The organism is Glutamicibacter sp. PAEs-4 (assembly GCF_051161755.1).
GTDB classification, from domain to species: domain Bacteria; phylum Actinomycetota; class Actinomycetes; order Actinomycetales; family Micrococcaceae; genus Glutamicibacter; species Glutamicibacter nicotianae.
In genome coordinates this window covers 1,441,663-1,465,057 of sequence record NZ_CP195017.1, presented here as the reverse complement: position 1 = coordinate 1,465,057, position 23,395 = coordinate 1,441,663, and the positions used below count along the sequence as shown (strand labels likewise).

Genomic DNA, 23,395 nt, shown 5'->3' with positions numbered 1-23,395 from the left:
AAACCAGGACGGCAAATGACCACCATGCACTCGGCTCATTCCCTAGCTTCCGGGAAGCCGCAAAGATGGAAGCTTCCGAAGGCAACTTTGGTGATAGCTCTCGTCTTTCTCCTTGGTAGCCTGACCCTGCTGTACCCGACTACGGCCAGCTGGTTTGCGCAATACAATCAATCCCAGACCATTGGAGTCATCAACTCCGACATTTCTGCCGAGGAGCCTGAGCTTCTGCACAAGGAAGTGGCAAGGGCGCAGGAGTACAACGAGAAGCTCGTGGGCGGGGCGTTGCTCTCCCCCAGCAGCAACGTGCCAACCAGTGACGGCCGCACGGCGTCAGGACTGCGGTACGACGATCTGCTGAACGTCAGCAGCGATGGACTGATGGGACGACTGCGCATCCCAGCCATCAACGTTGATCTGCCGATCTATCACGGCACCGATGCGGCGACGCTCGAACGCGGTGTAGGCCACCTGGAAGGCACCGCCTTGCCGGTGGGCGGCGTCTCTCGGCATACGGTGCTGACCGCGCACCGGGGACTGCCCGAAGCGACCCTGTTCAATGATTTGCCCAACCTGGAAATTGGAGACACCTTCACCATCGAAGTCTTCGGCGAGGTGTTGACCTACAAGGTTTTCGAAACCCAGACGGTGCTTCCTGACGAATCCAAGGCTCTCATCCCGCGTTTCGGCCAGGACTTGGCTACCCTCGTGACCTGCACTCCGCTGGGAATTAATTCACATCGCATGCTGGTGACAGCGGAGCGTATCCTGCCGACCCCCATCGCGGATATCGAGGCCAGCGGCAAGACCCCGGACATTCCGGGCTTCCCCTGGTGGGCAGTCTTTGCCGGTGCCGCTCTGGTCTTCTCGGCCCTGTGGGTTTACATGGCTGGCCGGGTGAAGCCAGCCGAGGAAGCTGGTCCCCTCAACTCGTAGGTGAGGCGTTCGCATCCCTGGCCAATATGGCTCGCAAATCCAAAACAATAGGCAACGGCGGCCCCTTCCCGAAGGAAGCGGCCGCCGTTGCCTATTCTGTTCCCAGTCGCAGGGCGACCAGGCCAGGCTGTGCCTGCAATTAGCGGGCTACGGAACCGTCAACGTAGTCATCCGAGGATGCATCCGAGATCCAGGAGAACAGCGAGCGCAGTTCGCGGCCGGTGGTCTCGATTGGGTGTGCTTCGCCCTTGGCACGCAGTTCCTTGAACTCAGGAGCGCCGGCCTTCTGGTCTTCCATGAAGCGGTTTGCGAAAGCGCCGGACTGGATGTCAGCCAGGACAGCCTTCATGTTTTCCTTCACCTCTGGGGTGATCACGCGTGGGCCGGAGACGTAGTCGCCATACTCAGCGGTGTCGGAGATCGACCAGCGCTGCTTGGCGATGCCGCCTTCCCACATCAGGTCGACGATCAACTTCAGCTCGTGGAGCACCTCGAAGTAGGCGATCTCCGGCTTGTAGCCAGCCTCGGTCAGGACCTCGAAGCCGTACTGCACCAGCTGGGAGGTGCCGCCGCAGAGCACAGCCTGCTCGCCGAACAGGTCGGTTTCGGTCTCTTCGGTGAAGGTGGTCTCGATGACGCCGGCGCGGGTGCCGCCGATGCCTGCTGCGTAGGACAGTGCCAGTTCCTTGGCGCCGCCGGTGAAGTTCTGCTCCACGGCGATCAGGTCAGGGATGCCGCGGCCGGCTTCGAATTCGCGGCGCACGGTGTGGCCTGGCGCCTTAGGGGCAACCAGGGCAACGTCAACGTTGGCTGGTGGCTGGATGAAGCCGAAGCGGATGTTGAAGCCGTGGCCGAAGAACAGGGCGTTGCCCTCTTCGAGGTGCTCGGCGATCGACTCGGTGTAGACCTGGGCCTGGACCTGGTCCGGGGTCAGGATCATGATGACATCTGCCCAGGCTGCTGCCTCGGCAACGGTGGCGACCTTCAGGCCTTCGGCCTCAGCCTTGGCGCGGGACTTCGAGCCCTCGGCCAGGCCCACGGTGATTTCGACACCCGAGTCGCGCAGGCTCAGTGCGTGGGCGTGGCCCTGGGAGCCGTAGCCAATGATGGCTACCTTCTTGCCCTGGATGATCGAGAGGTCTGCGTCGTCTTCGTAATACAGATCAGCCACTGTAATTCTCCTTATATGTGCTTCTGGTGAAGAAGTCTTTGCTGAGGCACTGTTGCTTACTTCCAAGCTAGGTGCCAAGTATCTAAATTTTGTAGTTCGTGTCTCTTGAAGTCGTTGCGCCTAGGCGGAAATCGTCTTCAAAGCGCGGTCGCTCATTGACTTGGATCCGCGGCCTACGGCCAGGGTTCCTGCCTGGACGATCTCGCGGATGCCGAAGGGCTCAAGCACTGCCAGCAGCGCATCGATCTTCGCGGCGTTGCCGGTGGCCTCCACGACCAGCGAGTCGGTGGATACGTCGATCACCGAAGCACGGAACAGTTCCGCGGCCTGGGTGACCTGCAGGCGGGTCGTTGCATCGGCGCGCACCTTGATCATGATGTGGTCGCGCTGCACCGAGGTTTCGGGCAGCAGTTCCACGATCTTGATGACGTTGACCAGCTTGTTCAACTGCTTGGTGACCTGCTCCAGGGAATCCCCCTCGGCGTCGACCACCACGGTCATGCGGCTGATGCCGGCAATTTCCGTCGGGCCCACAGCCAGCGAGTGGATGTTGAAGGCACGGCGGGCGAAGAGGCTGGCGACGCGGGTCAGCACGCCGGGAACGTCTTCAACCAGTACCGAAAGCGTATGCTTTGCCATGTTCTAGTCCTCCTCTTCCCATTCAGGGGTCATGCCGCGGGCAATCTGGATCTGGTCGTTGCTGACTCCCGATGGGACCATTGGCCACACCATGGAATCGGCTGAGACCACGAAGTCGATGACTACCGGGCGGTCATTGATTTCCAATGCCTTCTGGATGGTCGCATCGATGTCCTCGTCGCGTTCGCAGCGCAGGCCAACGCAGCCGTAGGCGTCTGCCAGCTTCACGAAATCGGGAATCCGGGCGGTTCCATGTCCGGTGTTCAAATCGGTGTTGGAGTAGCGGCCATCGTAGAACAGGGTCTGCCACTGGCGAACCATGCCCAGCGACGAGTTGTTGATCACCGCAACCTTGATCGGGATCTGGTTGATCACGCAGGTGGCCAGTTCCTGGTTGGTCATCTGGAAGCAGCCGTCGCCGTCAATGGCCCAGACCACGCGGTCCGGCTGCGCCACCTTGGCGCCCATCGCGGCAGGCACCGAGTAGCCCATGGTGCCCAGCCCTGCGGAGTTCAGCCACGAGCGCGGACGCTCGTACTTCACGAACTGCGCAGCCCACATCTGGTGCTGGCCCACGCCTGCCACGTACACGCCCTCAGGACCGGTCAGCTCGCCGATCCGCTGGATGACATTCTGCGGAGCCGAGAGGCCATCATGGGTTTCGGTGTAGCCGATCGGGTAGGTTTCGCGCAGGCGGTTGAGCAGTCCCCACCAGCCGGTCAGATCCTGCTGGGCTTCGTTCTCGAAGCGTGCGGCGCATGCTTCGTGCAGCTGCGGGATGATCTCATCCAGCGAACCCACGATCGGCACATCGGCCACGCGGTTCTTGGAGATTTCCGCGGGATCGATATCGGCGTGGATCACCTTCGCGTTCGGCGCGAAGGTGGAGAGCACGCCGGTGACGCGGTCATCGAAGCGGGCCCCGAGGGTGATCAACAGATCCGCCTGCTGCAGCGCGGTCACCGCGGACACGGCGCCGTGCATGCCCGGCATGCCCACATGCTGTTCATGCGAGTCCGGGAATGCGCCGCGGGCGGTCAGGGTGGTGACCACCGGTGCGTTGATGAATTCCGCGAATTCCTTCAGCTGCTCGTGCGCATTGGCCTTGATCACGCCGCCACCAACGTACAGCACCGGGCGGGTTGCCGAAGCGATGAGCTTGGCGGCTTCGCGCAGCTGCTTGTTGTGGCCACGGGTGACCACGCGGTAGCCGGGCAGGTCCACCTTGGGCGGCCAGGAGAAGGTCATCTCGGATGTCTGCGCATCCTTGGTGATATCCACCAGCACCGGACCGGGACGGCCGGTCTGCGCCAGGTAGAACGCGCTGGCCAGCGTGCGAGGAATGTCCTCTGCGTTGGTGACCAGGAAAGCGTGCTTGGTGATCGGCATCGTGATGCCGACAATGTCTGCTTCCTGGAATGCGTCAGAGCCAATGAAAGCGCTATTGACCTGACCGGTGATGGCCACCATTGGGACCGAGTCCATATTGGCATCGGCCAGTGCGGTGACGAGGTTGGTTGCGCCTGGACCGGAAGTGGCGATGCAGACGCCCACTTCCCCGCTCACCATGGCGTAACCCTGTGCGGCATGGCCTGCACCCTGTTCGTGGCGGACCAAGACGTGGTTAATCTTGGTCGAATCCATCAGTGGATCATAAGTGGGAAGGATGGCCCCACCTGGTAATCCGAAGACGTCTTTGACGCCCATTTCTTCCAGCGAGCGGACGATGGCTTGTGAGCCCGTCATCTGTGTGGGAGCAACGATATTATTCGGACCCTGGACCGGGTTCGAAGCTTCCACGACGGAAGAGACAGCGGCGGCGGCATCCTTGGTTCGATTGATTGACTTCGCAACCGACGCCGGATTGGCGGGTGTTGAGTTGCTCATCGGGATCCTTTCCATTTCTATCTCTTCGTTTACGCATAAAAAACGCCCCGCGGCCGTCACTGATGACGAAAGGGGGCTTGCGCGTTACCGGTGTACCGTCCGTGGTGTTGGACAGCGCCTCAGGCTCCGCGCCTGATAACTAGTAGTACATCGGTGTTTATTTGCATGCCTCTAGTTTTCTCCACCTCACGGCAAAGAGCAACTAGACACCCTGTTTATCTCATTATATGAGATGAATGTCCAAAGATTGGACGCGTCCCCACGTTCAGGCTTTGGCCATTTCGCTTGCCGGGCACTGAAAGCGCCTGTCGAAGCGGGTTTAGCTGGAGACAAGCACCAACTGCCAGGGATGCGAATAATCCAGCTCGCAGCCCTTGCCCCAAGGAAACCGCCTGCCCTGCAGATGGTTTCGCTTGCAGCTTTAAGCCAAGAAGGGCATGAATCGGGCCAGTGGCCACACGTGCGCATGGCGTCTAGACTCAATTAGCATCTTGGCTCATTAATCCCATTCTAGAAGTCAATATGACCAATCAGATAACCCATGACGTGTCGATGACATATTTCGATAAGTGTTGCGTCTGATCAAATTGTCCAAACTTATCGGTAGAGTAAGGGGTATGGACAAGCGCCCAGACGAAAATCCGACCCAGCAGGTCAAAGACCGCCTCCACGAGGCTTTTGACTCGCAGATCCCCAATTTCGCCAGCTACAATCTCGTGGCGGGCACCGGCATCGCCGGCTCCGGGGGGCTCAAGGTCATCGGATATCGACGCCAGCCGGCGGAGCTGATTATTGCGCCAATCAATGCAAGCAGCTTGGAAGCCTCCGAAGATGCCATCAACATCAACAACACGAACGTGAACCAGCTGGCCGAGCTGAGCGATGGCGGCTACGAGATTGCGATCTCTACCGGCCGGGTGTTCCGCTTCATCGTTCCTGAAGCACCGAGCATCGACTTGCATGTGGATGATGCGGTCAGCATTGGTGCCACGCTCGACCAGAAATCGGATGCCGAAGACTTTGCCGATTTCATGGATCACTTCATGAACACCATCGAAGGCACCGAGAACTTCGTATAAGCAGCAACAGCATCCCAAAACGAGAAGGCCATCTCGCCTGCCAGCTCCATCGCGAGCCCTGCGGCGAGGTGGCCTTTCGTTCACAGCGCCCCGGGGTGATTCCCGCGGTAGTCGGAAGCGAGCAACTCACCTTCTACGGTGATAATCTCGACCCGGTCCAATTCGCTGGATTCGTAGCCGACGGATGTGATGACCAGTTCGGCATAGCGGACGGCACTGCCATCGGCGATCCAGTCACTGCCCTCCACGACGATAGCGAGCACGCCCTGGACCGGAGAAAGCCAGCCGACGGTGGCGTATTGGATGGAATCCTTGGCGAATGAATGGAATCCCGCAGCGCCCTGGCCGTTGAGGTACTGGAAGATTTTCTGATCAGCCCATTCCTGCCGTCCTTCGACTTCCTCCAGGTTATCGGCATACTTCGGCAGCGCCGCGATCGTCGCGTTTGCACCCGGGATGCGGTCGGATGCTTCGAACTGCAGCGGCGTGCAGCCGGCCAGGCACGTTGCCAGCACCAGTCCGGCAGCTACGACGCAAGTTTTGCCCAAGGCATGCCTGGCCTTTGAGCGCCGCTTGATACCGGCAGCAATTACTTGAAGCACCATGCAATTGAGCCTAGCCCATGGCCAGGACATCTCTACAGGCCATTACCGAACCGGCGTTCATGCCGGCGCCGCGCTCGGGGTCAGCCTTGCGCGGCCTGGTACAGGGAAAGCTGCTCGGCCTGCATCACCAGCCACGGGCTGAAGGCCCACGGGGTTGCGCGCAGTGCTGCGCCCAGCTGCACCGGATCCACCCAGCAGTAGTCCATGACTTCATCCGGGTTCGCGGTGATCTCGCTGTCAATCACGGCAGTGAAGACCGGGCAGATTTCATTCTCCACAATGCCCGAGGCATCCACGGCGCGATAGCGGAAAACCGGCAGCGCCGATTCGATGCCGCTGACCTTGAAGCCGAGCTCATGGGCCGCATGGCGGGCAATCGCTTCCTGGAAGCTTTCACCGGGCTGTGGATGCCCGCAGAAGGAATTGGTCCATACCCCTGGCCAGGTCACCTTGGACAGTGCGCGGCGGGTCACTAGCACCTGGCCGGCGGCATTGCGCACATGGCACGAGAATGCCTGGTGCAGCACGGTATCCGTGGTGTGGACCAGTTCTTTCGGTCGCACGCCGATTGGCTGGCCATCCTCCGAAAGCAAAATGACATCCATTGAAATCCTTGATTCCCCATCCGGGTCTAGTTAGGTGAAAAGTGCCGAAAAGATCAGGAGCATGGTCAGCAGGAAACCGCACAGGTAGTTGATCCACAAGAATCTCTTCCATCCTCGATTAACCGTACCCGAGCTCGCGTCGCTGACCCCAAGATGCGGTAGGACGTTGAGCACATAGGGCAGGGCCAGCAGCGACTCCCAGCGGCCGATCCCCTGCACCCCGGCGACCACCAGCACTCCGGCCAGCACATAGCCGGCAAGGACCAGCCAGATGGTGGTGCGGGCGGACAAGGCGGTGGCAATCGAAGACAGGCCGCCCTGGCGATCGGGAATGATGTCCTGGATTGCGCCGAGGGCATGGCTGGCCATCCCCCACAGCAGGAATGCGCCAAAGACCAGCCACTGCCCGGGCTGCACACTGGCACCAGCGAGCACCCAGCCGTAGACCGCCGGCGAAACGAAATGCACCGCGCTGGTCAGCGAGTCCAACCCGGGCCGTTCCTTGAAGCGCAGCCGCGGTGCCGAATAGGCAAGCACAGCGAAGATGGACACGGCCAGCACGAGGTTGGCCACCAGGCTTCCCGCCGCTGCGAGCACCACGAGGAACGGAACGGCGCACGCAACGCAGGCGACGAGCAGCGCCTTGTGGCTCTGCCGGGACAGCAGCGCGCCCTCGATTCCGCCCTTGCGTGGATTGCGCAGATCCGATTCGTAGTCGAAGACATCGTTGATGCCGTACATCAGCAGATTGTAGGGAAACAGGAAGAACACCGTGCCCACGGCCAAGCGCCAATCAACTCCCCCGCCGGCCAGCAGATAGGCGGCGGCGAACGGGTAGGCGGTATTCACCCAGGAAATGGGCCGCGAGCTGGCAACGATTCCGCGGATCATGAAGCATCCTTTCTGCCTTCGCCGAGCAGCCACCACAGTCCGGGGAGAAGGAAGACCGCGCAGGCGGCATAGAAGAAGTCCTCGATCGGGGCCAGGCCGATATGCACCCCGGACAGCGTGCCGCTGCCGTAGCCGAACAGCCCGGCGTAGATCATCAGGTTGTCGAAAATCGCGGTGAGCACCAGCATCACGGCCAATGCGGCGCACAGCGGCTTGATCACCGTGCGCAGGCGCTGCTTGCTGGCGGCCAGCCCGGCGGCGAAGATGGCCATGGCCGCGGCAAGGAAGCAGAAGCTCAATTCAAGGAACATGCCGCTCACCTCGCAGCCCGCGGACCAGCATCGGCAGGCCGGCGAAGGCGATCATCGCGCAGTAGCACAGGAAGATGAGGAAGAAGACTTCTTCCAGCGGGAACTGCTCGCCCACCATGATCCCGGTCATGAGCTGCGATTCCTTGTGCAGGAAGATGCCCTGCCTGATGGCCAGCACATCCCAGAGCACGAAGAAACCGGTGCCCAGCGCGAGGGCCAGGATCCCGCGCACGGGGTGGCGGAAGAGAAACAGCTTCCCCTTGGCATCCAGCAGCACCATGCAGGCAAGCAGAAACAACAGGATGCCCAAATAGATCATGCTCCGGCCTCCTGCGCCAGCGTTGCAGCACCGCTTTCGGCCATCGGCCCGGCACCGGGGACACCGAGCACCGCCTTGGCTGCCAGCTCCCCGCTGATCAGGCACATCGGCACCCCGATTCCGGGGCGCACGGTGCTGCCGGCATAGTGCAGCCCGCGCACGGTGGCGCTGCGGTTGCCCGGACGCAGCATGGCGCTTTGCCCCAGGGTATGGGCCAAGCCCAGCGCACCGCCCTTGAAGGCGCCGTACTGGGCGGCGAAGTCCCCCGGGCCGATGCTCTGGCGCACCACGATCCGCGACCGCAAATCCTCGATGCCGGCCCAGGAAGCCAGCTGGTCGATGGCAGCGTCGGCCACCGCCTCGACCATCTCGGCTCCTGCGCCATCGGCGGCGCCCATCCCCCATCCGGGCACGGCCGGGGCTGGGACCAGGATGAACAGGTTCTCGCAGCCCTCCGGTGCCACGTCCGGGTCGGTGGCGCTGGGCTTGCAGACATAGATGCTGGTTTCTTCCTGCAGCGCCTGCCCATTGCGGATGCGCGAGAAGTTCTCGTCCCAGTCGGTGGTGAACAGCAGGTTGTGGTGTTCCAGCTGGGGCAGGTGGCCTTTGACCCCCAGGCAGAGCAGCACCGCGCTGGGGCCGGGATCCTTGCGCTGGAAGCTCTTGGCAGTATGGGTCTGCAGTTCTTCGGGCAGCAGCTCGCCGTCCAGGTGGCGCACGTCCGCGGCTCCGATGACATGCGTGGCCTCGGTGCGCTGCGCCTTGCCGTGCTCATCGATCCAGCGCACCGCGGTGACCCGCGGGTTCTTTCCCGGGCTGGTTTCGATGGCCGTTGCGGTGGCCGAGAGGTGGATGGATGCGCCGTGCTTCTGTGCCAGTGCGGCCATCGCATCGGCCACGGCGGCGAAGCCACCCATCGGGTATTTGACCCCGTCGGCCAGATCCAGGTGGCTCATCAGCTGGTAGAGCGCTGGGGTGCGCTTCGGGCTGGAGCCCAGGAACACCGCCGGGTAGCCGAGCAGCTGGCGGATCTCGGTGCTGGCAAAACGCCGGGCGGCATGGCCTGCCAGGCTGGTGGCCAGCAGCTTGGCCAGCTGCGGGGCGCGGCGCAGGATCTTCAGGTGCAGCAGCCCGGTCAGCGAGCTGAAATCATCGTAGAGGAAATGCTCCAGGGCCAGTTCGTAGCCTTCCTTCGCGGTGCGCAGGTAGCGTGCCAGGGCTGGAGCGCTGCCCGGTTCCAGGGCGTCGAACAGGGCGCTGGCCGCGGCGCCGGTGCCCACGTCCACGGGTGCGTCGCGGTGCTGGAAGAAGACGCGGTAGCCGGGATCCAGCTCGCGCAGCTGAAGCTGTTCGCTGGTGCTGGTGCCCATGAGCCGGAACCAGTGCTCGAAGACCTCGGGCATCAGGTACCAGGAGGGCCCGGTGTCGAAGCGGAACCCTTCGCGTTCCAGGCGCCCTGAGCGTCCGCCGGGATGCGGCTGCTGCTCGATGACGGTGACCTTGCAGCCCCGCGCGGCCAGCAGCCCGGCGCTGGCCAGGCCGGAGAAGCCTGCCCCGATGACGACGACGTCCGGGTTTTCGTTCTTCATCTGCGTGCTCTTTCCATGAGTTGCTTGCGGTGCGCGCTGCGGCTGGTTCCCAGCAGCACGCGGGCGGCGATCAGCGCCTTGCGCGGGGTGGAGACCGAGATGCGGGTGCGCAGCAGGTCGGCGGCGTCGGCCTTGCCCAGCTGGGAATTCAGTTCGCGGAACAGGTCATGGGCCAGGCGCACCGCCCGGGCCGCTGCTGGGGCCAGATACGGCATCCCGGCGCGGGCTTGGGCCAGGTCCTGCTCGATCTGCTCCACCAGCAGCGCCTTGGCCTGCTCGTCGAAGCGGGCCGGGTTGATCCCGGGAAAGTAGCTGCGTCCCAAGTCCTGGCTGTCTTCGGCCAGATCGCGCAGGAAGTTGACCTTCTGGAAGGCCGCGCCCAGGCTGCGGGCAGCCTGGCGGGCCTGCTGCTCCTCGGCCCGGTCCAGTTCAGGTGCGCCGGGCATCGCCTGGAAGACCTGCAGGCACATCAGCCCGATGACCTCGGCCGAGCCGTAGATGTAGTCCTCTAGGCTGCGCGCGTCGTGCTGCCCGGTGGAGAGGTCCGCGCGCATGGATGCGAAGAACGGGCCGGTGAGCTCGGCGTTGATGCCGGTGGCCCGGGCGGAGATGGCGAAGGCATGGACCACCATGTTGGTGCTGTAGCCGCGGTCCATCGCGCGCAGGGTTTCGGCTTCCAGCTCGTCGAGGCAGCCTCCGATGGCCTGGTTATCCAGGCCGGCCTGGCAGGCCACCCCGTCCACGATCTCATCGGCCAGGCGCACCAGCGCATAGATATTGGCAATGTGCCGGGCACTGCCGGCATCCAGCATCCTGCAGGCCAGCGAGAACGAGGTGGAGTATTCGCCCAGCACCACCCGTGCGCTGCGCTGGGCGGCGCGCGAGTAGTGCTCCAGGGCGGCGGTGCCGGCAGCGGGCTTCAGGGAAGTATCGCGTTTCATGGTGTTCAGCTGCTTCGATCCAGGATCAGGCTGGTGCATTCGAGCAGCAGCGTGCGGGCTTCTTCGGGCAAGTCCAGGAAGGCGGCGGAGCCGGTGGCCCGCGAGCACAGCTGCGCAGCCAGCTGGCGGGCGAAGCGCTCTGCTCCCTGCGCCGCCAGTTCCTGGCGGATCCTGCCGGCATCCACCGTTCCCTCGCGGAATCCGGTGAGCAGTGCGGAGAATTCTGGTTGCTCGCTGGCCAGGGACAGCAGGATGGTGCTCTTGAATTCGCGCAGATCAGATTCCACCGGCTTGCCGGTGCGCGCCGGATCACCGAAGGTGCCCAGCACGTCATCGATGATCTGGTAGGCCACGCCGAGCTGGCAGCCCACCGTGCCGAGGGCTTCGGCCTGCGCGGGGTGCGCCCCGGCCAGCAGGGCTCCTGCCTGCAGCGGCAGCTGGAAGGAGTAGGCGGCGGTTTTCATCTGCTCCATGCGCAGCACCTGGCTGGTGGTGGCAGGAGCCGGGCCCAGCGAGTAGAGCAGGTCTTCGAGTTCCCCGGCTCCTGCCTGCTCGATGGCTTGGAAGAAGGCTTGTTCCACGCCGGCTTCGGCATCGCTGCCGGCCGCGGCGCGGGCGGCGAGCTTGATCGCCTCGCTGATCAGCAGGTCCCCGGCGATGATGCCCACCGAATTGCCCGCATGCTCGGCATCGGCAGGATTCCGGCCGTTGGCCAGTGCGTGGTCGCGGTAGACCGCCGAGATGGTCGGCTCGCCGCGGCGCACGAAATCGCGGTCCACCACGTCGTCGTGGATCAAGAGGGCCGCGTGCAGCAGCTCGAAGGCGCAGCCCAGGTCGATGGCGCGGGCTTCGTTGCGTCCGCCGAACGCCCGGTATCCGAGCATCACCATCCCTGGCCGCATGAGCTTGCCGGTTCCCAGGCGTGCGCCGATGCGGGACCAGAGCAGCGCGGTCTGCTCCGAGTAGGCGGCGCTGCGCCGCTGGGCCTGGATGGCCAGAAGTTCCAGCCGGTCGCTGATAGCCTGCCGGGTGGCGTCATCGATGAGCCCGCGCGCGGCCGGTGCGGTTTGCGATAGCGCAGTGTGCGCTGGCGCTGTTGGGGCCGGCAGGGACTGGTGCGTGGTGGTGTGCGTTCTCATGATTCCCTGCTCCCAGGTTGTGGTGTGGTTGCTTGGTGTTCTTCACTGCTCCCGGTCTCCCGCTGGTCCAGTTCACGCCGGGAAGCTTCCAGCTCGGCGCGCAGCCGGACGCGATCCGGCTCGTCGAGTCGCGCACTAAAGGTGTGCAGATGCCGAAGCAGTACCTGTCCCGGTCCGGTGGACACAGGGAAATTGGGTCCCGGGACCACCAAGGTGCGCCGGCGGTCCGAGGCGTGATGCCGTCTTTCCACCACTCCGCGGGCCTCCAGCCGATCCAGGACCGAGGTGATTCCTGCCGATGAGACCCCGAGTTCGCGGGCCAGTTGCCCGGAGCTGGGTGTTTGCATGGAGCGCAGCAGGTTCACCGCGCGCAGGTCTGTATCGTTCAGGTCAAGCCGATGCCGCAAGCGTGCCTCGCACAGGGCGTAGGAGCGCGTCAGCCGCAACAGCTCCCGGAAGAGTTCCGAGGTCGTCAGCACTGCTGGACGTTCCATGATCACTTCTCTCGGCTTGTTGATATTCAGCTTATCTAGATACATCATGGTTTAACTATCTCGTTTTGTCGACCCGATACGGGAAATACTTTCCATCCACCTTTCAGGAGCGCACGATGAGCAGTCCAGCCAATTCCCCCGATTTCCCCCTGCCGGCCCGAACGGCCACGGCATCGTGGACGCTGCCGGTGACCACGGCGCTGGCACTGGTTCTTGCCATCGCCGTCTCGTTCATCGGCAGCGGGGCCCTGGGCGGGACACCGATCCAGCAGGCAGCCGGCGGCTATCTCAGCGCCGATGCGACTTTGCTGGCACCGGCCGGCCCGGCGTTCTCCATCTGGAGCGTGATCTATGCAGGGCTGGCCGTCTACGGTATTTTCCAGCTCACGCCCGCCGGGCGCCGCTCGGCCTGGGCGGCCCGGCTGCGGATGCCCGCGCTGCTTTCGGCTCTGCTGAACGCCGCCTGGATTACAGTCGTGCAGCTTGGCTGGCTGGGAGTAAGCGTCGCGGTGATCTTCGCGCTGGTTGCCTGCTTGGCCTGGATGCTGTCCATCATGATGGCCGGCACCCCTGGATCGCGCACCGAATACTGGATCATGTGGCTGACCTTCGGCATCTACCTGGGCTGGGTCTGCGTGGCCAGCATTGCCAACACCGCAGCGTGGCTGCTCTCGCTGGGCGTTGGCGAAGGCGCTTCCTGGACGCCGGGATTGGCTGTGGTGCTGCTGGTGGCGGCAGCGGGCATCGGTCTGGGCATCACCGCCTACTCGGGCAGGATTTTCACCGCGGTGGCCATCGCCTGGGGCCTTGCCTGGATCGGCGCGAGCCGGCTGGCCGGCAGCAACCAGTCCGAGCTGGTGGGCTACGCCGGCTTGGGCTGCGCTGCATTGCTGCTTCTCGGCTCGCTGGCCATCGCCTGGCGCCAGCGCGGGGTGACGGCGCCATGAGCTTGATCGCGGTAACCGGAGCCAGCGGATATATTGGCGGACGGCTGGTGCCGCTGCTGTTGAGCAATGGGCACCAGGTCAGGGTGTTCACCCGTGATGCTCAGCGCCTGCGCGATATACCCTGGCGCAGCCAGGTGGAAGTCGTCGAGGGCGACCTGCAGGACCGGGACGCCGTGGCCAGGCTCTGCAAGGACGTGGACCTGCTCTACTACCTGGTGCACTCGATGTCGGGAACCCGAGATTTCGCGGCCCAGGAGAAAGCCTGCGCACAGGTTGTGGCGCAGGCCGCGCGGGAGCAATCGGTCGGCCAGCTGGTCTATCTCTCGGGCCTGCATCCCGCCGGCGAACTCAGCGAGCATCTGGCATCACGGGTGGCCGTGGGAGAAATCCTGTCGGAGGCCGCCAGCACGCTGGTGCTCCAGGCGGGCCTGGTGATCGGCTCGGGCTCGGCCAGTTTCGAAATGGTCAGGCACCTGAGCGATGTGCTGCCGGTGATGCCGGCACCGCGCTGGGTGCTGAACCAGGTGCAACCCATCGCCATCCGCGACACCCTGCACTACCTTGCGGCCTGCGCCGAGCTGGCGGAACCCGTGCAGGGCACCTATGACATCGGCGGGCCAAGCACCTACAGCTACGCCCAGCTGATGAAGATCTATGCCCGGGTGGCCGGCCTGCGCGAGCCGAGCATCTGGCCGCTGCCGCTGCTGACCCCGCGGCTGGCCTCGCACTGGGTGAATCTGGTGACGCCGTTGCCGCACACCCTGGCATCGGCGCTGGTGCAGTCGCTGCAGCATGATTGCGTGATGGGCTCGCGGAAGATCGATGCGCTGATTGCCCCGCCAGCCGAAGGGCTGTGCGACTATCCGCGCGCGGTGCAGCTGGCGCTGGCGAAGATGGATGCTGACGCGGTGCAAACCAGCTGGGCTACCGCCCAGCCGATCGCTGCCCCGGCCGAACCGTTGCCTTCAGACCCGGACTGGGCAGGGCGCAAGGCCTACACGGACATCCGCCGGATCAGCACCAGCGCCACCGAGGCGCAGCTGTTCAGTGTGCTGCAACGGCTTGGCGGGGATTCGCACTATTTCGCCTTCCCCGCCCTGTGGAAGCTGCGCGGCCTGATGGACAAGCTGGCGGGAGGCGTAGGCTCACGGCGCGGCAGGCGCTCGCATAGCACCTTGGCGCTGGGAGATGTGCTGGATTGGTGGCGGGTGGAAGCCCTGGAAGAGAACAGCCTGCTGCGCCTGCGCGCGGAGATGCGCGCCCCGGGGCGGGCCTGGCTGGATTACCGCATCGGGAAGGACAGCGAGGGGCGAACGGAACTGATCCAGCGTGCGGTGTTCTTCCCGCGCGGCCTGGCAGGACGCTGCTATTGGTGGGCGGTATTCCCGTTCCATGGCGCCATTTTCCCGGCCACCATCAAGAACATCGTGCGCGCCGCGGAAGAGCAGGAGGAGGGCTGAGCAGCTCCTGCTGCTCCGGGGCTATCCGGTTTCGCCGGGGCCCGCTTCGTCGAGGCTGCTTTCCATGGCATCAGAGGTGCTGGCAAGGAACCGGATCACCACTTCCCGTTCTTCGGGGCTCAGCGATTTGGCGACTTCGAATCGCTTGGCATGATGCCGGCCGACCTGCTCGCGGGCGGCCAGATGGGTTTCCTCGGTCACTTCCACGCACTGCGAGCGACGGTCGGTTGGATGCTTGGTGCGCCGCACATGGCCATGGGCCTCCAACCGGTCAATCATCTTGGTGACCGACGCACTGGAAATTCCCAAATACTGGCTCAGGGCGCCAGGAGTGACCGATTGCCCGGCATGCTTGGCGGAGATCATCTTGCGGATGGCGCGCATGTCGGTTTCGTTCAGTTTCATGTACTGCTGCGAGCTGCGCATGATCCTGCGCTCGATCTGGCGCATCCGGCCCATTTCAGCCATGATCCGGTCGATTTGCTGCAGATCCGCATCCACGACGCCAGCCCGCTTGATCAGCTTCTGGCCAGGATCGGATTCAGCTAGCCCGTACATGGTGGGCAGGTCTTTGGCGGACATGGTGCCTCTCCTGATCGGATCTCGGTCGCGTGCCTAATTGGATCTTACGCCGTGCGTGATGGATGCATGCAGAAAACCCTGCGGCCGATGGAATCAGACCGCAGGGTTTTGTTGGTGCGAGTAGAGAGACTTGAACTCTCACGTCCGAAGACACTGGAACCTAAATCCAGCGCGTCTACCAATTCCGCCATACTCGCTAGCGCTACACCGGAAACACCGTTTCCCTGAAGGCGACCTCACTTAGTGTAGCGGAACTTGGGCCTGATATGAAATCAGTCAAGGGCAGCTGTTACTTCGGATCAATCCCCAAGTCACGGCGCAGCTTTGCCACATGTCCGGTGGCACGCACGTTGTACTGCGCGAGCGCAACATTACCCTCTTCATCGACCACGATCGTGGAGCGGATCAGGCCTTCGTAGACCTTGCCGTAATTCTTCTTTTCTCCCCAAGCACCATAGGCTTCAGCCACCGCGTGATCTTCATCGGAAAGCAGCGGGAAATTCAGTTCTTCGTTGGCAACGAACTTTTCAAGCTTTGCGGTCTTGTCCGGGGAGATGCCCAGAACTGCATAGCCCAGGCCCTTCAATGATTCGAGCGAATCACGGAAGTCGCACGCCTGCTTGGTGCAGCCAGGGGTGGATGCCGCTGGATAGAAGTACACAATGGTCTTCTTGCCACGGTAATCGGACAAGGAGACGGAATTGCCGGCAGCGTCCTGCAAGGTGAAATCAGGGGCCTGGTCGCCGACGGACAGGCGGTTAGCCGTTGCGGGGGTACTCATGAGCTGATCCTCTTTTCTTTGCGGTATACAAAAAATCCGACCTGATGAATCAGATCGGATCTACTGTGCGCCCTCCGGGACTCGAACCCGGAACCTAATGATTAAGAGTCATTTGCTCTACCAATTGAGCTAAAGGCGCTTCCTCGCTCTGACTAGTTCTTTTTCAGAACCCGTCATTGCGACGTAGACAATCATAGGCAGAAATGGCGCAAAAGCGAAAATCGCCCAGCATCCAGTCCGCAAAGATAAACATCCAAGTCAGGTTCATGTTATCACGACTACGCCGATGGCGAAGTAATCTAAAACACACACAAGTTTTCACTTCGGCAATGCCCATTGCCATCGCGCACCGTAGTTACATATTCCATAACGCCGACCACCCGCTAGAAGTTCGCCATCGCGGTCGCTGCGCCGCGAGCCGCAAATGGGCACGAGTCGAAACGCTGATCCGCCCCGGCATTGCCAGCGGACAAGCCCCGCGGCCGGTAAATTTCGGCCTGGCGCCATGACCGGAAGCGCAGAATCGCGCATGGTCACCAAAAAAGGCCAGACCGAAGCCTGACCTTTGTTTTGTGCGCCCTCCGGGACTCGAACCCGGAACCTAATGATTAAGAGTCATTTGCTCTACCAATTGAGCTAAAGGCGCGTATTGATTTATATAAACAAGTTGCCTGGTGAACCGAACAAATTGTTCGTGCGCCCCCCGGGACTTGAACCCGGAACCTAATGATTAAGAGTCATTTGCTCTGCCAATTGAGCTAGAGGCGCCCGCTGCGATGTTCTAGAAGCTTTTCGGGCTTCGCGCTTTCGCAACGAGATAAAACTTTACCAGCAATTTCCCTCAGCGCAAATTCGATTGCCAGCATTCCGCGGTGACCTTCATTACAGGAGATGACTAGGTGTTACTACCAAAGAGCGGAAGGGGTTTGTACAGTGATTCCATGAGCACCCAACGAAGGATTTCATTCCCCACCCAAGAACTGATTGATGCGGTCGGACCGATCCCGGAAAATCTCAAGGCAGTGCTCTGGGACTTGGAGAACGACCCCGAGACCCCGCTGGAGGACATCGACATTGCCATCCTTCCCTACATGGCGAATCCCCAGACGCTGAAGAACGTCCGCAAGGCGCCTAATGTCAAGGTGGTCCAGACGCAAACAACCGGTTTTGATGGAATGATCGACCTGATCGGCGACCGCGCCGATATCAATACAGCGGCCGGCGTCCACGCGGCGGCTACCGCCGAGATGGCACTGGGACTGGCCATCGCCTCCTTGCGAGGCTTTCCGCAATCGGTGCGCGATCAGCAGCAGGGCCGATGGAATCCCCAGCAATGGCCCGGGTTAGCTGACCGTACCGTGGGCTTGGTTGGCGTGGGCGGCATCGGCGAGGAGATCCGCAAGCGCCTGGAGCCTTTTGAAGTCGATCTCTTGCGCTTCGGATCGACCGCCCGCACCGATGAGCACGGCGAGGTCTTCGCAACCTCCGAGCTGGCGGCTCGGGCGCCGGAAATCGAGGTGCTGATCCTGATCGTGCCGCTCAATGATTCCACCCGCCACCTGGTGGATGCGCAATTGCTGGCCAAGCTTCCTGACGGCGCGACGGTCATCAACGTGGCCCGCGGTCCGGTGGTGGACACCGACGCCATCGTGGCGGAAGTCGCCTCGGGCCGCTTGAACATGGCATCAGATGTCTTCGACCCGGAACCGCTGCCTGCCGGCCATCCCCTGTGGCAGCACCCCAATGCGTTGGTCATTCCGCACAATGGCGGGAACACCAAGGCGTTCTTCCCGCGCATGGTGAAGCTGCTCAAGAAGCAGGTGCAGGCCTGGGCGGCGGGCAACGACGGCGAGAACCTCGTGCACCGCAGCTAACAATTTAGTGACAGTTGACGGCTCCGGGAGTTTTGGCTCCCGGAGCAGTGGATGTGGTGCGCTATCTTTGATAAATACCTTTGCGCATTGCTCCCTGCTTGTTCCCTGCGCAAAGCAGTACCGCCTGCCGAAGGAAGATGAGCCATCCCCGTGCCCGAATTGCCACCGAAACCCGTATCACGACGCGCATTGCTGACCGGTACATTGGCGACAACCGCACTGGCGCTGACCGCCTGCACCGGCAATTCCGGGCCCGCTGCCTCCGCTTCGCCCTCGGCCTCCGCCAGCGCGACGCCTGTTCCGCGGACCCTGCGCTTGGCGGCAGCCGCTCCCCCGGTCAAGCTCGATCCAGCCATCGTCGGCGATAACGAATCCTTCCGGATCACCCGCCAGGTTTACGAAACACTGGTCGACATCGATCCGGATACCGGCAGCACCGTAGCCGGCCTGGCCGAGTCCTGGACCGAAAGTCCCGACGGCCTGCGCTACACCTTTACCCTGCGCCAGGGCGTGCTCTTCCATGACGGCACCGAATTGACCGCAAAGGCAGTGGTCGCCAACTTCAACCGCTGGGAGAACTTGTCGCCGCAGCTGCGCACCGCCTCCAGCCAGGGTTTCGCGAACATCTTCCACATCGATAGCGACATCCCCAAGCTGCCCACCGCCAAGGAACTTGAGAAGACCTTCAAGAGCACTGGCGAGGCTACCGAAGAAGAGCTGGCCACCCAGCAGTCGCGCACCGAGCAGCTCGAAGAGTTGTCCAAGCAGTTCGAGACGAAGCTCTTTGACGGCAAATCCTCCGCGGGTTCGGCAAGCTATTTCGCGTCCGTCGAGGCCACCGGCGAGTACGTGGTCACCTTGAACCTGCGCCGCAGGCTGCCAGGGCTGGTCGACGCGCTCACCTTGCCGGGCATGGCCATCGCCGCACCCAGCGCGTTGACCGGCGGACCAAAGCAGAATCCTGCCCAGTCGCTGTCCACCCACCCGGTAGGTACCGGGCCCTACACCTTCGTCTCCAATGGCAACGGCGTGGTGCGCCTGGAGATCTTCAAGGACTACTGGAACCAGGCGCGCCTGGACAATAACACCGGGCATCCTGAAGTCGCGCTGATCTCCGCAGTTCCTTCGCCCTACAACCGCGAAGGCGCGCTGCTGGCCGATGAAATCGACGGCTTCGACATGGTGTCGGTGGACATCATGCGCACCCTGGTGCGCAATGCCAAGGTGGTCGTCCAGCGCGACCCCTTCTCGGTGCTCTACCTTGGCATGGACCAGCGCAACAAGTGGCTGGCCAAGCCGGATTTCCGCCTGGCCATCGCCCATGCGATCAACCGCAGCTCGCTGGCCGAGAAGCTGTTCCTGCAAGGATCCAAGCATGCTTCCACCCTGCTGCCTCCCGCGCTGAGCATTCCGGCTCCGGAAGAAACCCCCAACCACGACGCCACGAAGGCCAAGGCGTTGCTGGACGAGCTGGGCTACGACGGTGAAGAAATCGAATGCGCCTATCCGCTGCGGGTCTCGCGCAACTACCTGCCGTTGCCCGAACGCACCTTCGCGCAGATCGCCGACGACCTCGCCGCGGTGGGGATCCGCATCAAGCCCAAGCCGATCGCCTGGACCGACGGCTATGTGCAGACCGTGCAGTCCAAGGACTTCAATGGGCTGCACCTGCTGGGCTTCTCCGGCGGCTACCGTTCCGCCGACGACTTCCTTTCGGGCATCCTGGCTTCCAAGGAGAATGAGTTCGGCTACACCTCGGCGTTACTTGACTCACAGGTCATGCTGGCCCGTTCCGTCCCATTTGGCGAGGAGCGGACCGCCGCCTATGCCGATATCCTCAAGACCCTGAACACCGATCTGCCCGCGCTCCCCTTGGTCTTTCCGATCTCTGCGCTGGCGTTTAACGGGAACGTCACCTTCTATCCGCCATCGCCAATGCTCAATGAGTGCTACGCGGATGTGCAGATGACAAATTCACCGTCCATCTCAAGTTAGCGACCGTTAACCCAGTTAACGATTTCTGGCCCCCGGGGATATGGGTCTACTCTGGGAGAGAGCAAAGTATCACTGTCGATGGAGATCCTCGTGCCTTCTGAAACGTCAACCGAATCTTTTGACGTAGTACTAATCGGTGCCGGCATCATGAGTGCCACCCTTGGCACCATGATCAACCAGCTGGAGCCAACCTGGTCCATTGGTCTTTTCGAGAACCTGGACAAGGCCGGGCAGGAATCCTCCTCCCCTTGGAACAACGCAGGCACCGGCCACTCGGCACTGTGCGAGCTGAACTACACCGCTGCCAAGGCTGACGGCTCGGTCGATCCGGCCAAGGCCATCGGCATCAACGAGCAGTTCCAGGTGTCCCGCCAGTTCTTCTCGTGGGCCGTGGAGAACAAGCGCGTAGCTGACAACAGCTTCATCAACGCCCTGCCGCACATGTCCTTCGTCATCGGCGAGGAGCACTCCAAGTACCTGCAGACGCGCTACGAGGCGCTGAAGCCGAACGCCCTGTTCGACGAACTGGAAATCACCAACGACCTGGACACCATCAACGAGTGGACCCCGCTGGTTGCCCAGGGCCGCGACGCCTCGCAGAAGGTCGCCGCGTCCCGCGTCGTCTCCGGCACCGACGTCGATTTCGGCCGGCTGACCCGCGAGTTGACCGACTCGCTGAGCGCCGCCGGCGCCTCGGTGAACTACGGCCACAAGGTCAAGGGCCTCAAGCGTTCGGGCGCCGGCTGGGAGCTGACCGTCAAGGACAACGCTTCGGGCGCAGTGAAGAACGTCAAGGCCAAGTTCGTGTTCGTCGGCGCGGGCGGCGGAGCACTGCCACTGCTGCAGAAGGCAGGCATCGACGAGATCAAGGGCTTCGGCGGATTCCCGGTCTCCGGGCAGTTCCTGCGTTGCACCGACGAGACCGTCATCGACCAGCACCATGCCAAGGTCTACGGCCAGGCTTCCGTGGGCGCACCTCCAATGTCGGTGCCGCACCTGGACACCCGCTTTGTCGACGGCAAGCGCTCGCTGATGTTCGGCCCGTACGCCGGCTTCTCGATGAACTTCCTGAAGTCCACCGGCCAGCTGGATCTTCCACTGTCCCTGCGTCCGCACAACATCATCCCGATGCTGGCCGTGGGCAAGGACAACCTGGATCTGACCACCTACCTGATCAAGGAAGTTCTCAAGTCGCGCGCCAAGAAGGACGAGTCGCTGGCAGAGTACTTCCCTCAGGCGGATGGCTCCAAGTGGGAATTGATCACCGCTGGCCAGCGCGTCCAGGTCATCAAGAAGGATGCCAAGAAGGGCGGCGTGCTGCAGTTCGGCACCGAGGTCATCACCTCCTCGGACGGCTCGATCTCCGGCCTGCTCGGCGCTTCGCCAGGCGCTTCGACCGCTACCCCGATCATGATCGGCCTGCTCTCGCGCTGCTTCCCTAAGCAGTTCGCTGGCTGGGAGTCGAAGCTGAAGGACATGATTCCTTCCTACGGCCAGAAGCTGAACGAGAACCCGGCACTCTACGCAGAGGTCAAGGCAGCTACCGACAAGTCCCTGGGACTGTAGCCACTTGGCACCACGAGAACCGTCCACCAGCATTGGTGGGCGGTTCTTCGCATATCCGGGCTAAGCAGTACCGCGGGTTATTGCACCGACGCGGCGACCTCGATGTCCAGCGGGGATTCCAAGGTCTGGAGCACCACGCAATACTTTTCGGTGGCCTCGATCAGCTGCGCCACTTCCTGCTCGCTGGCCTCGGTCTGCAGCTCGAAGGACAGCTTGATCGAGCTGAACCCCACCGCGGCGTCGGGATCCAATCCCAAGGTGCCGCGCACATCCAGCACGCCGCTCGCATGGACGCTGCCGCTCACGCTCAGCGAGCGGTTGATCGCCACCGCGGCCAAGGTGACACCGGCACAGGCCACCAGCGCCTGCAGGAGCATGTCCCCCGAGCAGGCCAATGTCCCGTCCCCGCCGGTGGACGGGTGCAGGCCGGCGTCCACCAGGGCTTGGCCGGTGTGCACCGAGCAGGACAGCCCTTCTTCTCCGAGCGTTCCGCTGGCCTCCAGCACGATGCTTCCAGCATCCGGCTGCTCGCGGTACAGCTGCTTCAATGGCCGCTGCACGCGGCGTAGAGTATCCCGATCCATGGCTGCCCTGCCCCTCTGCGAAGTTCCGCGGGACTATCCCGTAGATCGAGTATGCGCGCGATTCCGCACAAAAGAGCCGGACGATCGGCAGGTTCTTCGCGCCGGGTTAGTTGCCTGAAGTACTCTGCTTCGCTCACAGTATGCATCGCCAAATCCAGTGGCATCGTAGGTTCGACGATCTAGCGCCTCGACATCAAGAGTCGATTCCGAAGTACGACTTGGATATCTACATTTAGTATGCGAACGGTGCCATAATGCAGGAATGGGAACGATTAGTACTGCACATGATCTGGGTCGAGCAATCCGTGGCGCCCGGATTCAAAACGGCTTGAGCCAACAGGAGCTCGCAAGCAAAACCGGGCAATCACGAAAGTTCATCGTAGATCTTGAATCAGGCAAAGAGACGGCTGAGCTCGGCGCTTCGTTGCGAGTTGCCAATGCCTTGGATATCCACTGGGCTGCCCCACTTCCGACTCCTCAGTTGATACTCGACGAGGCAGCCCGCGATATTGCCCACGAGCTGTCTTCCGGCGACAACGAATTCGCTCTAAGAATCGCAATGGATTCATTGAAGCAATTGAAAATGATGAAACCGGAGCACCTGAAGAAGCCCAAATCTACCGGGAGCGAACGATTCGATGCCTTGCTGGCAGCGGGCGCGCGGATTGCGCTTGATGGCGTTTCTGCGCGGAAGCCCCGGTGGGGAGTGAAACTGCAGAATCCGTGGTTTCCAGGTGCCGATACCCGGAGCATGAGCGAGGCGTTCAAGGAATTGACGATAAAGCGCACCCCGAAGGCGTTCGCTGATTTCAATATTTTCCTCAAGGATAATTCGCTGGTGATGGAGTGAGCAAAGACTGCACGTGAGATCAGATTCGCAAACTGCTCATCTAACTACCAGCCGCCACAGGCAGCTGCCGGGTAGTCCATTCGGATGATTTTTGCGTGCTTAACATCTCTCGGTGACCGTTGTGCAATGGCAACCAACTAAAGTTGGTTATAA

Annotated in this window: 23 protein-coding genes and 4 tRNA genes; 8 read left to right on the top strand and 19 right to left on the bottom strand. The window is 62.4% G+C overall.

Annotation, left to right across the window (positions count from 1 at the left end):
- Nucleotides 1–90 precede the first annotated feature (90 nt).
- Nucleotides 91–933: a class C sortase gene (locus tag ACR9WD_RS06955; RefSeq protein ID WP_434923035.1), complete on the top strand. Its 843-nt coding sequence runs from the start codon at nucleotides 91–93 to the stop codon at nucleotides 931–933.
- Nucleotides 934–1,072: 139 nt separating this feature from the next.
- Here the strand turns inward: ACR9WD_RS06955 and ilvC are convergent, their stop codons facing one another.
- The 3 genes from ilvC to ACR9WD_RS06940 all read right to left on the bottom strand — a co-directional run bounded on the left by ilvC (nucleotide 1,073) and on the right by ACR9WD_RS06940 (nucleotide 4,630).
- Nucleotides 1,073–2,104, bottom strand: a complete 1,032-nt coding sequence (gene ilvC / locus ACR9WD_RS06950) for a ketol-acid reductoisomerase (RefSeq protein WP_038991389.1) — start codon at nucleotides 2,102–2,104, stop codon at nucleotides 1,073–1,075.
- A gap of 120 nt (nucleotides 2,105–2,224) precedes the next feature.
- Nucleotides 2,225–2,743, bottom strand: a complete 519-nt coding sequence (gene ilvN / locus ACR9WD_RS06945) for an acetolactate synthase small subunit (RefSeq protein ID WP_038991387.1) — start codon at nucleotides 2,741–2,743, stop codon at nucleotides 2,225–2,227.
- 3 nt (nucleotides 2,744–2,746) lie between these two features.
- A complete protein-coding gene (locus ACR9WD_RS06940) occupies nucleotides 2,747–4,630 on the bottom strand; it encodes an acetolactate synthase large subunit (protein WP_038991385.1) in 1,884 nt (627 codons plus the stop codon).
- Nucleotides 4,631–5,247: 617 nt separating this feature from the next.
- On the opposite strand from ACR9WD_RS06940, the gene ACR9WD_RS06935 reads away from it, so the two are divergent.
- Nucleotides 5,248–5,709 (top strand): hypothetical protein, encoded by a 462-nt coding sequence (locus tag ACR9WD_RS06935; RefSeq protein WP_434923034.1) that lies wholly within the window; start codon nucleotides 5,248–5,250, stop codon nucleotides 5,707–5,709.
- A gap of 80 nt (nucleotides 5,710–5,789) precedes the next feature.
- On the opposite strand, the gene ACR9WD_RS06930 is transcribed toward ACR9WD_RS06935, so the two are convergent.
- The 9 genes from ACR9WD_RS06930 to ACR9WD_RS06890 all read right to left on the bottom strand — a co-directional run bounded on the left by ACR9WD_RS06930 (nucleotide 5,790) and on the right by ACR9WD_RS06890 (nucleotide 12,603).
- Entirely contained in the window at nucleotides 5,790–6,314 is a 525-nt protein-coding gene (locus ACR9WD_RS06930; RefSeq protein ID WP_434923033.1) for a hypothetical protein, read from the bottom strand.
- A gap of 80 nt (nucleotides 6,315–6,394) precedes the next feature.
- Complete coding sequence (idi, locus tag ACR9WD_RS06925; protein WP_434923032.1) at nucleotides 6,395–6,919, bottom strand: isopentenyl-diphosphate Delta-isomerase; 525 nt, start codon at nucleotides 6,917–6,919, stop codon at nucleotides 6,395–6,397.
- A 30-nt stretch (nucleotides 6,920–6,949) separates the two neighbouring features.
- Nucleotides 6,950–7,810 (bottom strand): prenyltransferase, encoded by an 861-nt coding sequence (locus tag ACR9WD_RS06920; protein WP_434923031.1) that lies wholly within the window; start codon nucleotides 7,808–7,810, stop codon nucleotides 6,950–6,952.
- A complete protein-coding gene (locus ACR9WD_RS06915; RefSeq protein WP_434923030.1) occupies nucleotides 7,807–8,121 on the bottom strand; it encodes a lycopene cyclase domain-containing protein in 315 nt (104 codons plus the stop codon). The genes ACR9WD_RS06920 and ACR9WD_RS06915 overlap by 4 nt, the downstream gene beginning before the upstream one ends.
- The gene (locus ACR9WD_RS06910; RefSeq protein ID WP_121866643.1) at nucleotides 8,111–8,440 is read right to left on the bottom strand and encodes a lycopene cyclase domain-containing protein; all 330 of its coding nucleotides are present in this window, start codon (nucleotides 8,438–8,440) and stop codon (nucleotides 8,111–8,113) included. Before ACR9WD_RS06910 ends, ACR9WD_RS06915 begins: the two co-directional genes overlap by 11 nt.
- Entirely contained in the window at nucleotides 8,437–10,029 is a 1,593-nt protein-coding gene (crtI, locus tag ACR9WD_RS06905) for a phytoene desaturase family protein (protein ID WP_434923029.1), read from the bottom strand. The genes ACR9WD_RS06910 and crtI overlap by 4 nt, the downstream gene beginning before the upstream one ends.
- On the bottom strand, nucleotides 10,026–10,970 hold the full coding sequence (locus ACR9WD_RS06900; RefSeq protein ID WP_434923028.1) for a phytoene/squalene synthase family protein: 945 nt from the start codon (nucleotides 10,968–10,970) through the stop codon (nucleotides 10,026–10,028). The genes crtI and ACR9WD_RS06900 overlap by 4 nt, the downstream gene beginning before the upstream one ends.
- 5 nt (nucleotides 10,971–10,975) lie before the next feature.
- Nucleotides 10,976–12,109 (bottom strand): polyprenyl synthetase family protein, encoded by a 1,134-nt coding sequence (locus ACR9WD_RS06895; protein ID WP_423299944.1) that lies wholly within the window; start codon nucleotides 12,107–12,109, stop codon nucleotides 10,976–10,978.
- The gene (locus ACR9WD_RS06890) at nucleotides 12,106–12,603 is read right to left on the bottom strand and encodes a MarR family winged helix-turn-helix transcriptional regulator (RefSeq protein ID WP_434923027.1); all 498 of its coding nucleotides are present in this window, start codon (nucleotides 12,601–12,603) and stop codon (nucleotides 12,106–12,108) included. The genes ACR9WD_RS06895 and ACR9WD_RS06890 overlap by 4 nt, the downstream gene beginning before the upstream one ends.
- Nucleotides 12,604–12,719: 116 nt before the next feature.
- Here ACR9WD_RS06890 and ACR9WD_RS06885 point away from each other — a divergent pair, with 116 nt between their 5' ends.
- Nucleotides 12,720–13,550 carry a tryptophan-rich sensory protein gene (locus ACR9WD_RS06885; RefSeq protein ID WP_434923026.1) on the top strand — a complete coding sequence of 277 codons (831 nt, stop codon included), beginning with the start codon at nucleotides 12,720–12,722 and terminating at the stop codon, nucleotides 13,548–13,550.
- Complete coding sequence (locus tag ACR9WD_RS06880; RefSeq protein WP_434923025.1) at nucleotides 13,547–15,010, top strand: SDR family oxidoreductase; 1,464 nt, start codon at nucleotides 13,547–13,549, stop codon at nucleotides 15,008–15,010. Before ACR9WD_RS06885 ends, ACR9WD_RS06880 begins: the two co-directional genes overlap by 4 nt.
- Before the next feature lie 21 nt (nucleotides 15,011–15,031).
- Here the strand turns inward: ACR9WD_RS06880 and ACR9WD_RS06875 are convergent, their stop codons facing one another.
- From ACR9WD_RS06875 to ACR9WD_RS06850, 6 genes are all read right to left on the bottom strand, one after another.
- Complete coding sequence (locus ACR9WD_RS06875) at nucleotides 15,032–15,592, bottom strand: MarR family winged helix-turn-helix transcriptional regulator (protein WP_434923024.1); 561 nt, start codon at nucleotides 15,590–15,592, stop codon at nucleotides 15,032–15,034.
- Between the two features lie 112 nt (nucleotides 15,593–15,704).
- Nucleotides 15,705–15,789, bottom strand: a tRNA-Leu gene (locus ACR9WD_RS06870).
- Nucleotides 15,790–15,881: 92 nt separating this feature from the next.
- The gene (gene bcp / locus ACR9WD_RS06865) at nucleotides 15,882–16,373 is read right to left on the bottom strand and encodes a thioredoxin-dependent thiol peroxidase (protein ID WP_434923023.1); all 492 of its coding nucleotides are present in this window, start codon (nucleotides 16,371–16,373) and stop codon (nucleotides 15,882–15,884) included.
- A 66-nt stretch (nucleotides 16,374–16,439) separates the two neighbouring features.
- A tRNA-Lys gene (locus ACR9WD_RS06860) sits at nucleotides 16,440–16,512 on the bottom strand.
- A 434-nt stretch (nucleotides 16,513–16,946) separates the two neighbouring features.
- Nucleotides 16,947–17,019: transfer RNA gene (locus tag ACR9WD_RS06855), tRNA-Lys, on the bottom strand.
- Between the two features lie 49 nt (nucleotides 17,020–17,068).
- A tRNA-Lys gene (locus ACR9WD_RS06850) sits at nucleotides 17,069–17,141 on the bottom strand.
- Between the two features lie 173 nt (nucleotides 17,142–17,314).
- On the opposite strand from ACR9WD_RS06850, the gene ACR9WD_RS06845 reads away from it, so the two are divergent.
- The 3 genes from ACR9WD_RS06845 to ACR9WD_RS06835 all read left to right on the top strand — a co-directional run bounded on the left by ACR9WD_RS06845 (nucleotide 17,315) and on the right by ACR9WD_RS06835 (nucleotide 21,808).
- On the top strand, nucleotides 17,315–18,247 hold the full coding sequence (locus ACR9WD_RS06845) for a 2-hydroxyacid dehydrogenase (protein ID WP_434923022.1): 933 nt from the start codon (nucleotides 17,315–17,317) through the stop codon (nucleotides 18,245–18,247).
- Between the two features lie 150 nt (nucleotides 18,248–18,397).
- On the top strand, nucleotides 18,398–20,242 hold the full coding sequence (locus ACR9WD_RS06840) for an ABC transporter substrate-binding protein (protein ID WP_434923021.1): 1,845 nt from the start codon (nucleotides 18,398–18,400) through the stop codon (nucleotides 20,240–20,242).
- A 72-nt stretch (nucleotides 20,243–20,314) separates the two neighbouring features.
- A complete protein-coding gene (locus tag ACR9WD_RS06835; RefSeq protein WP_434923194.1) occupies nucleotides 20,315–21,808 on the top strand; it encodes a malate:quinone oxidoreductase in 1,494 nt (497 codons plus the stop codon).
- Nucleotides 21,809–21,885: 77 nt separating this feature from the next.
- Here the strand turns inward: ACR9WD_RS06835 and ACR9WD_RS06830 are convergent, their stop codons facing one another.
- The gene (locus tag ACR9WD_RS06830; protein ID WP_434923020.1) at nucleotides 21,886–22,392 is read right to left on the bottom strand and encodes an OsmC family protein; all 507 of its coding nucleotides are present in this window, start codon (nucleotides 22,390–22,392) and stop codon (nucleotides 21,886–21,888) included.
- A gap of 262 nt (nucleotides 22,393–22,654) precedes the next feature.
- On the opposite strand from ACR9WD_RS06830, the gene ACR9WD_RS06825 reads away from it, so the two are divergent.
- The gene (locus ACR9WD_RS06825) at nucleotides 22,655–23,242 is read left to right on the top strand and encodes a helix-turn-helix domain-containing protein (RefSeq protein WP_434923019.1); all 588 of its coding nucleotides are present in this window, start codon (nucleotides 22,655–22,657) and stop codon (nucleotides 23,240–23,242) included.
- Nucleotides 23,243–23,395: the final 153 nt, after the last annotated feature.

Excerpts from the sequence above, each read along its gene's own strand:
- ilvN (WP_038991387.1), bottom strand. The coding sequence starts at position 2,743 with ATGGCAAAGCATACGCTTTCGGTACTGGTTGAAGACGTTCCCGGCGTG.
- ACR9WD_RS06940 (WP_038991385.1), bottom strand. The coding sequence starts at position 4,630 with ATGAGCAACTCAACACCCGCCAATCCGGCGTCGGTTGCGAAGTCAATC.
- ACR9WD_RS06935 (WP_434923034.1), top strand. The coding sequence starts at position 5,248 with ATGGACAAGCGCCCAGACGAAAATCCGACCCAGCAGGTCAAAGACCGC.
- ACR9WD_RS06930 (WP_434923033.1), bottom strand. The coding sequence starts at position 6,314 with ATGGTGCTTCAAGTAATTGCTGCCGGTATCAAGCGGCGCTCAAAGGCC.
- idi (WP_434923032.1), bottom strand. The coding sequence starts at position 6,919 with ATGGATGTCATTTTGCTTTCGGAGGATGGCCAGCCAATCGGCGTGCGA.
- ACR9WD_RS06920 (WP_434923031.1), bottom strand. The coding sequence starts at position 7,810 with ATGATCCGCGGAATCGTTGCCAGCTCGCGGCCCATTTCCTGGGTGAAT.
- ACR9WD_RS06915 (WP_434923030.1), bottom strand. The coding sequence starts at position 8,121 with ATGTTCCTTGAATTGAGCTTCTGCTTCCTTGCCGCGGCCATGGCCATC.
- ACR9WD_RS06910 (WP_121866643.1), bottom strand. The coding sequence starts at position 8,440 with ATGATCTATTTGGGCATCCTGTTGTTTCTGCTTGCCTGCATGGTGCTG.
- crtI (WP_434923029.1), bottom strand. The coding sequence starts at position 10,029 with ATGAAGAACGAAAACCCGGACGTCGTCGTCATCGGGGCAGGCTTCTCC.
- ACR9WD_RS06900 (WP_434923028.1), bottom strand. The coding sequence starts at position 10,970 with ATGAAACGCGATACTTCCCTGAAGCCCGCTGCCGGCACCGCCGCCCTG.
- ACR9WD_RS06895 (WP_423299944.1), bottom strand. The coding sequence starts at position 12,109 with ATGAGAACGCACACCACCACGCACCAGTCCCTGCCGGCCCCAACAGCG.
- ACR9WD_RS06890 (WP_434923027.1), bottom strand. The coding sequence starts at position 12,603 with ATGGAACGTCCAGCAGTGCTGACGACCTCGGAACTCTTCCGGGAGCTG.
- ACR9WD_RS06885 (WP_434923026.1), top strand. The coding sequence starts at position 12,720 with ATGAGCAGTCCAGCCAATTCCCCCGATTTCCCCCTGCCGGCCCGAACG.
- ACR9WD_RS06880 (WP_434923025.1), top strand. The coding sequence starts at position 13,547 with ATGAGCTTGATCGCGGTAACCGGAGCCAGCGGATATATTGGCGGACGG.
- ACR9WD_RS06875 (WP_434923024.1), bottom strand. The coding sequence starts at position 15,592 with ATGTCCGCCAAAGACCTGCCCACCATGTACGGGCTAGCTGAATCCGAT.
- bcp (WP_434923023.1), bottom strand. The coding sequence starts at position 16,373 with ATGAGTACCCCCGCAACGGCTAACCGCCTGTCCGTCGGCGACCAGGCC.
- ACR9WD_RS06845 (WP_434923022.1), top strand. The coding sequence starts at position 17,315 with ATGAGCACCCAACGAAGGATTTCATTCCCCACCCAAGAACTGATTGAT.
- ACR9WD_RS06830 (WP_434923020.1), bottom strand. The coding sequence starts at position 22,392 with ATGGATCGGGATACTCTACGCCGCGTGCAGCGGCCATTGAAGCAGCTG.
- ACR9WD_RS06825 (WP_434923019.1), top strand. The coding sequence starts at position 22,655 with ATGGGAACGATTAGTACTGCACATGATCTGGGTCGAGCAATCCGTGGC.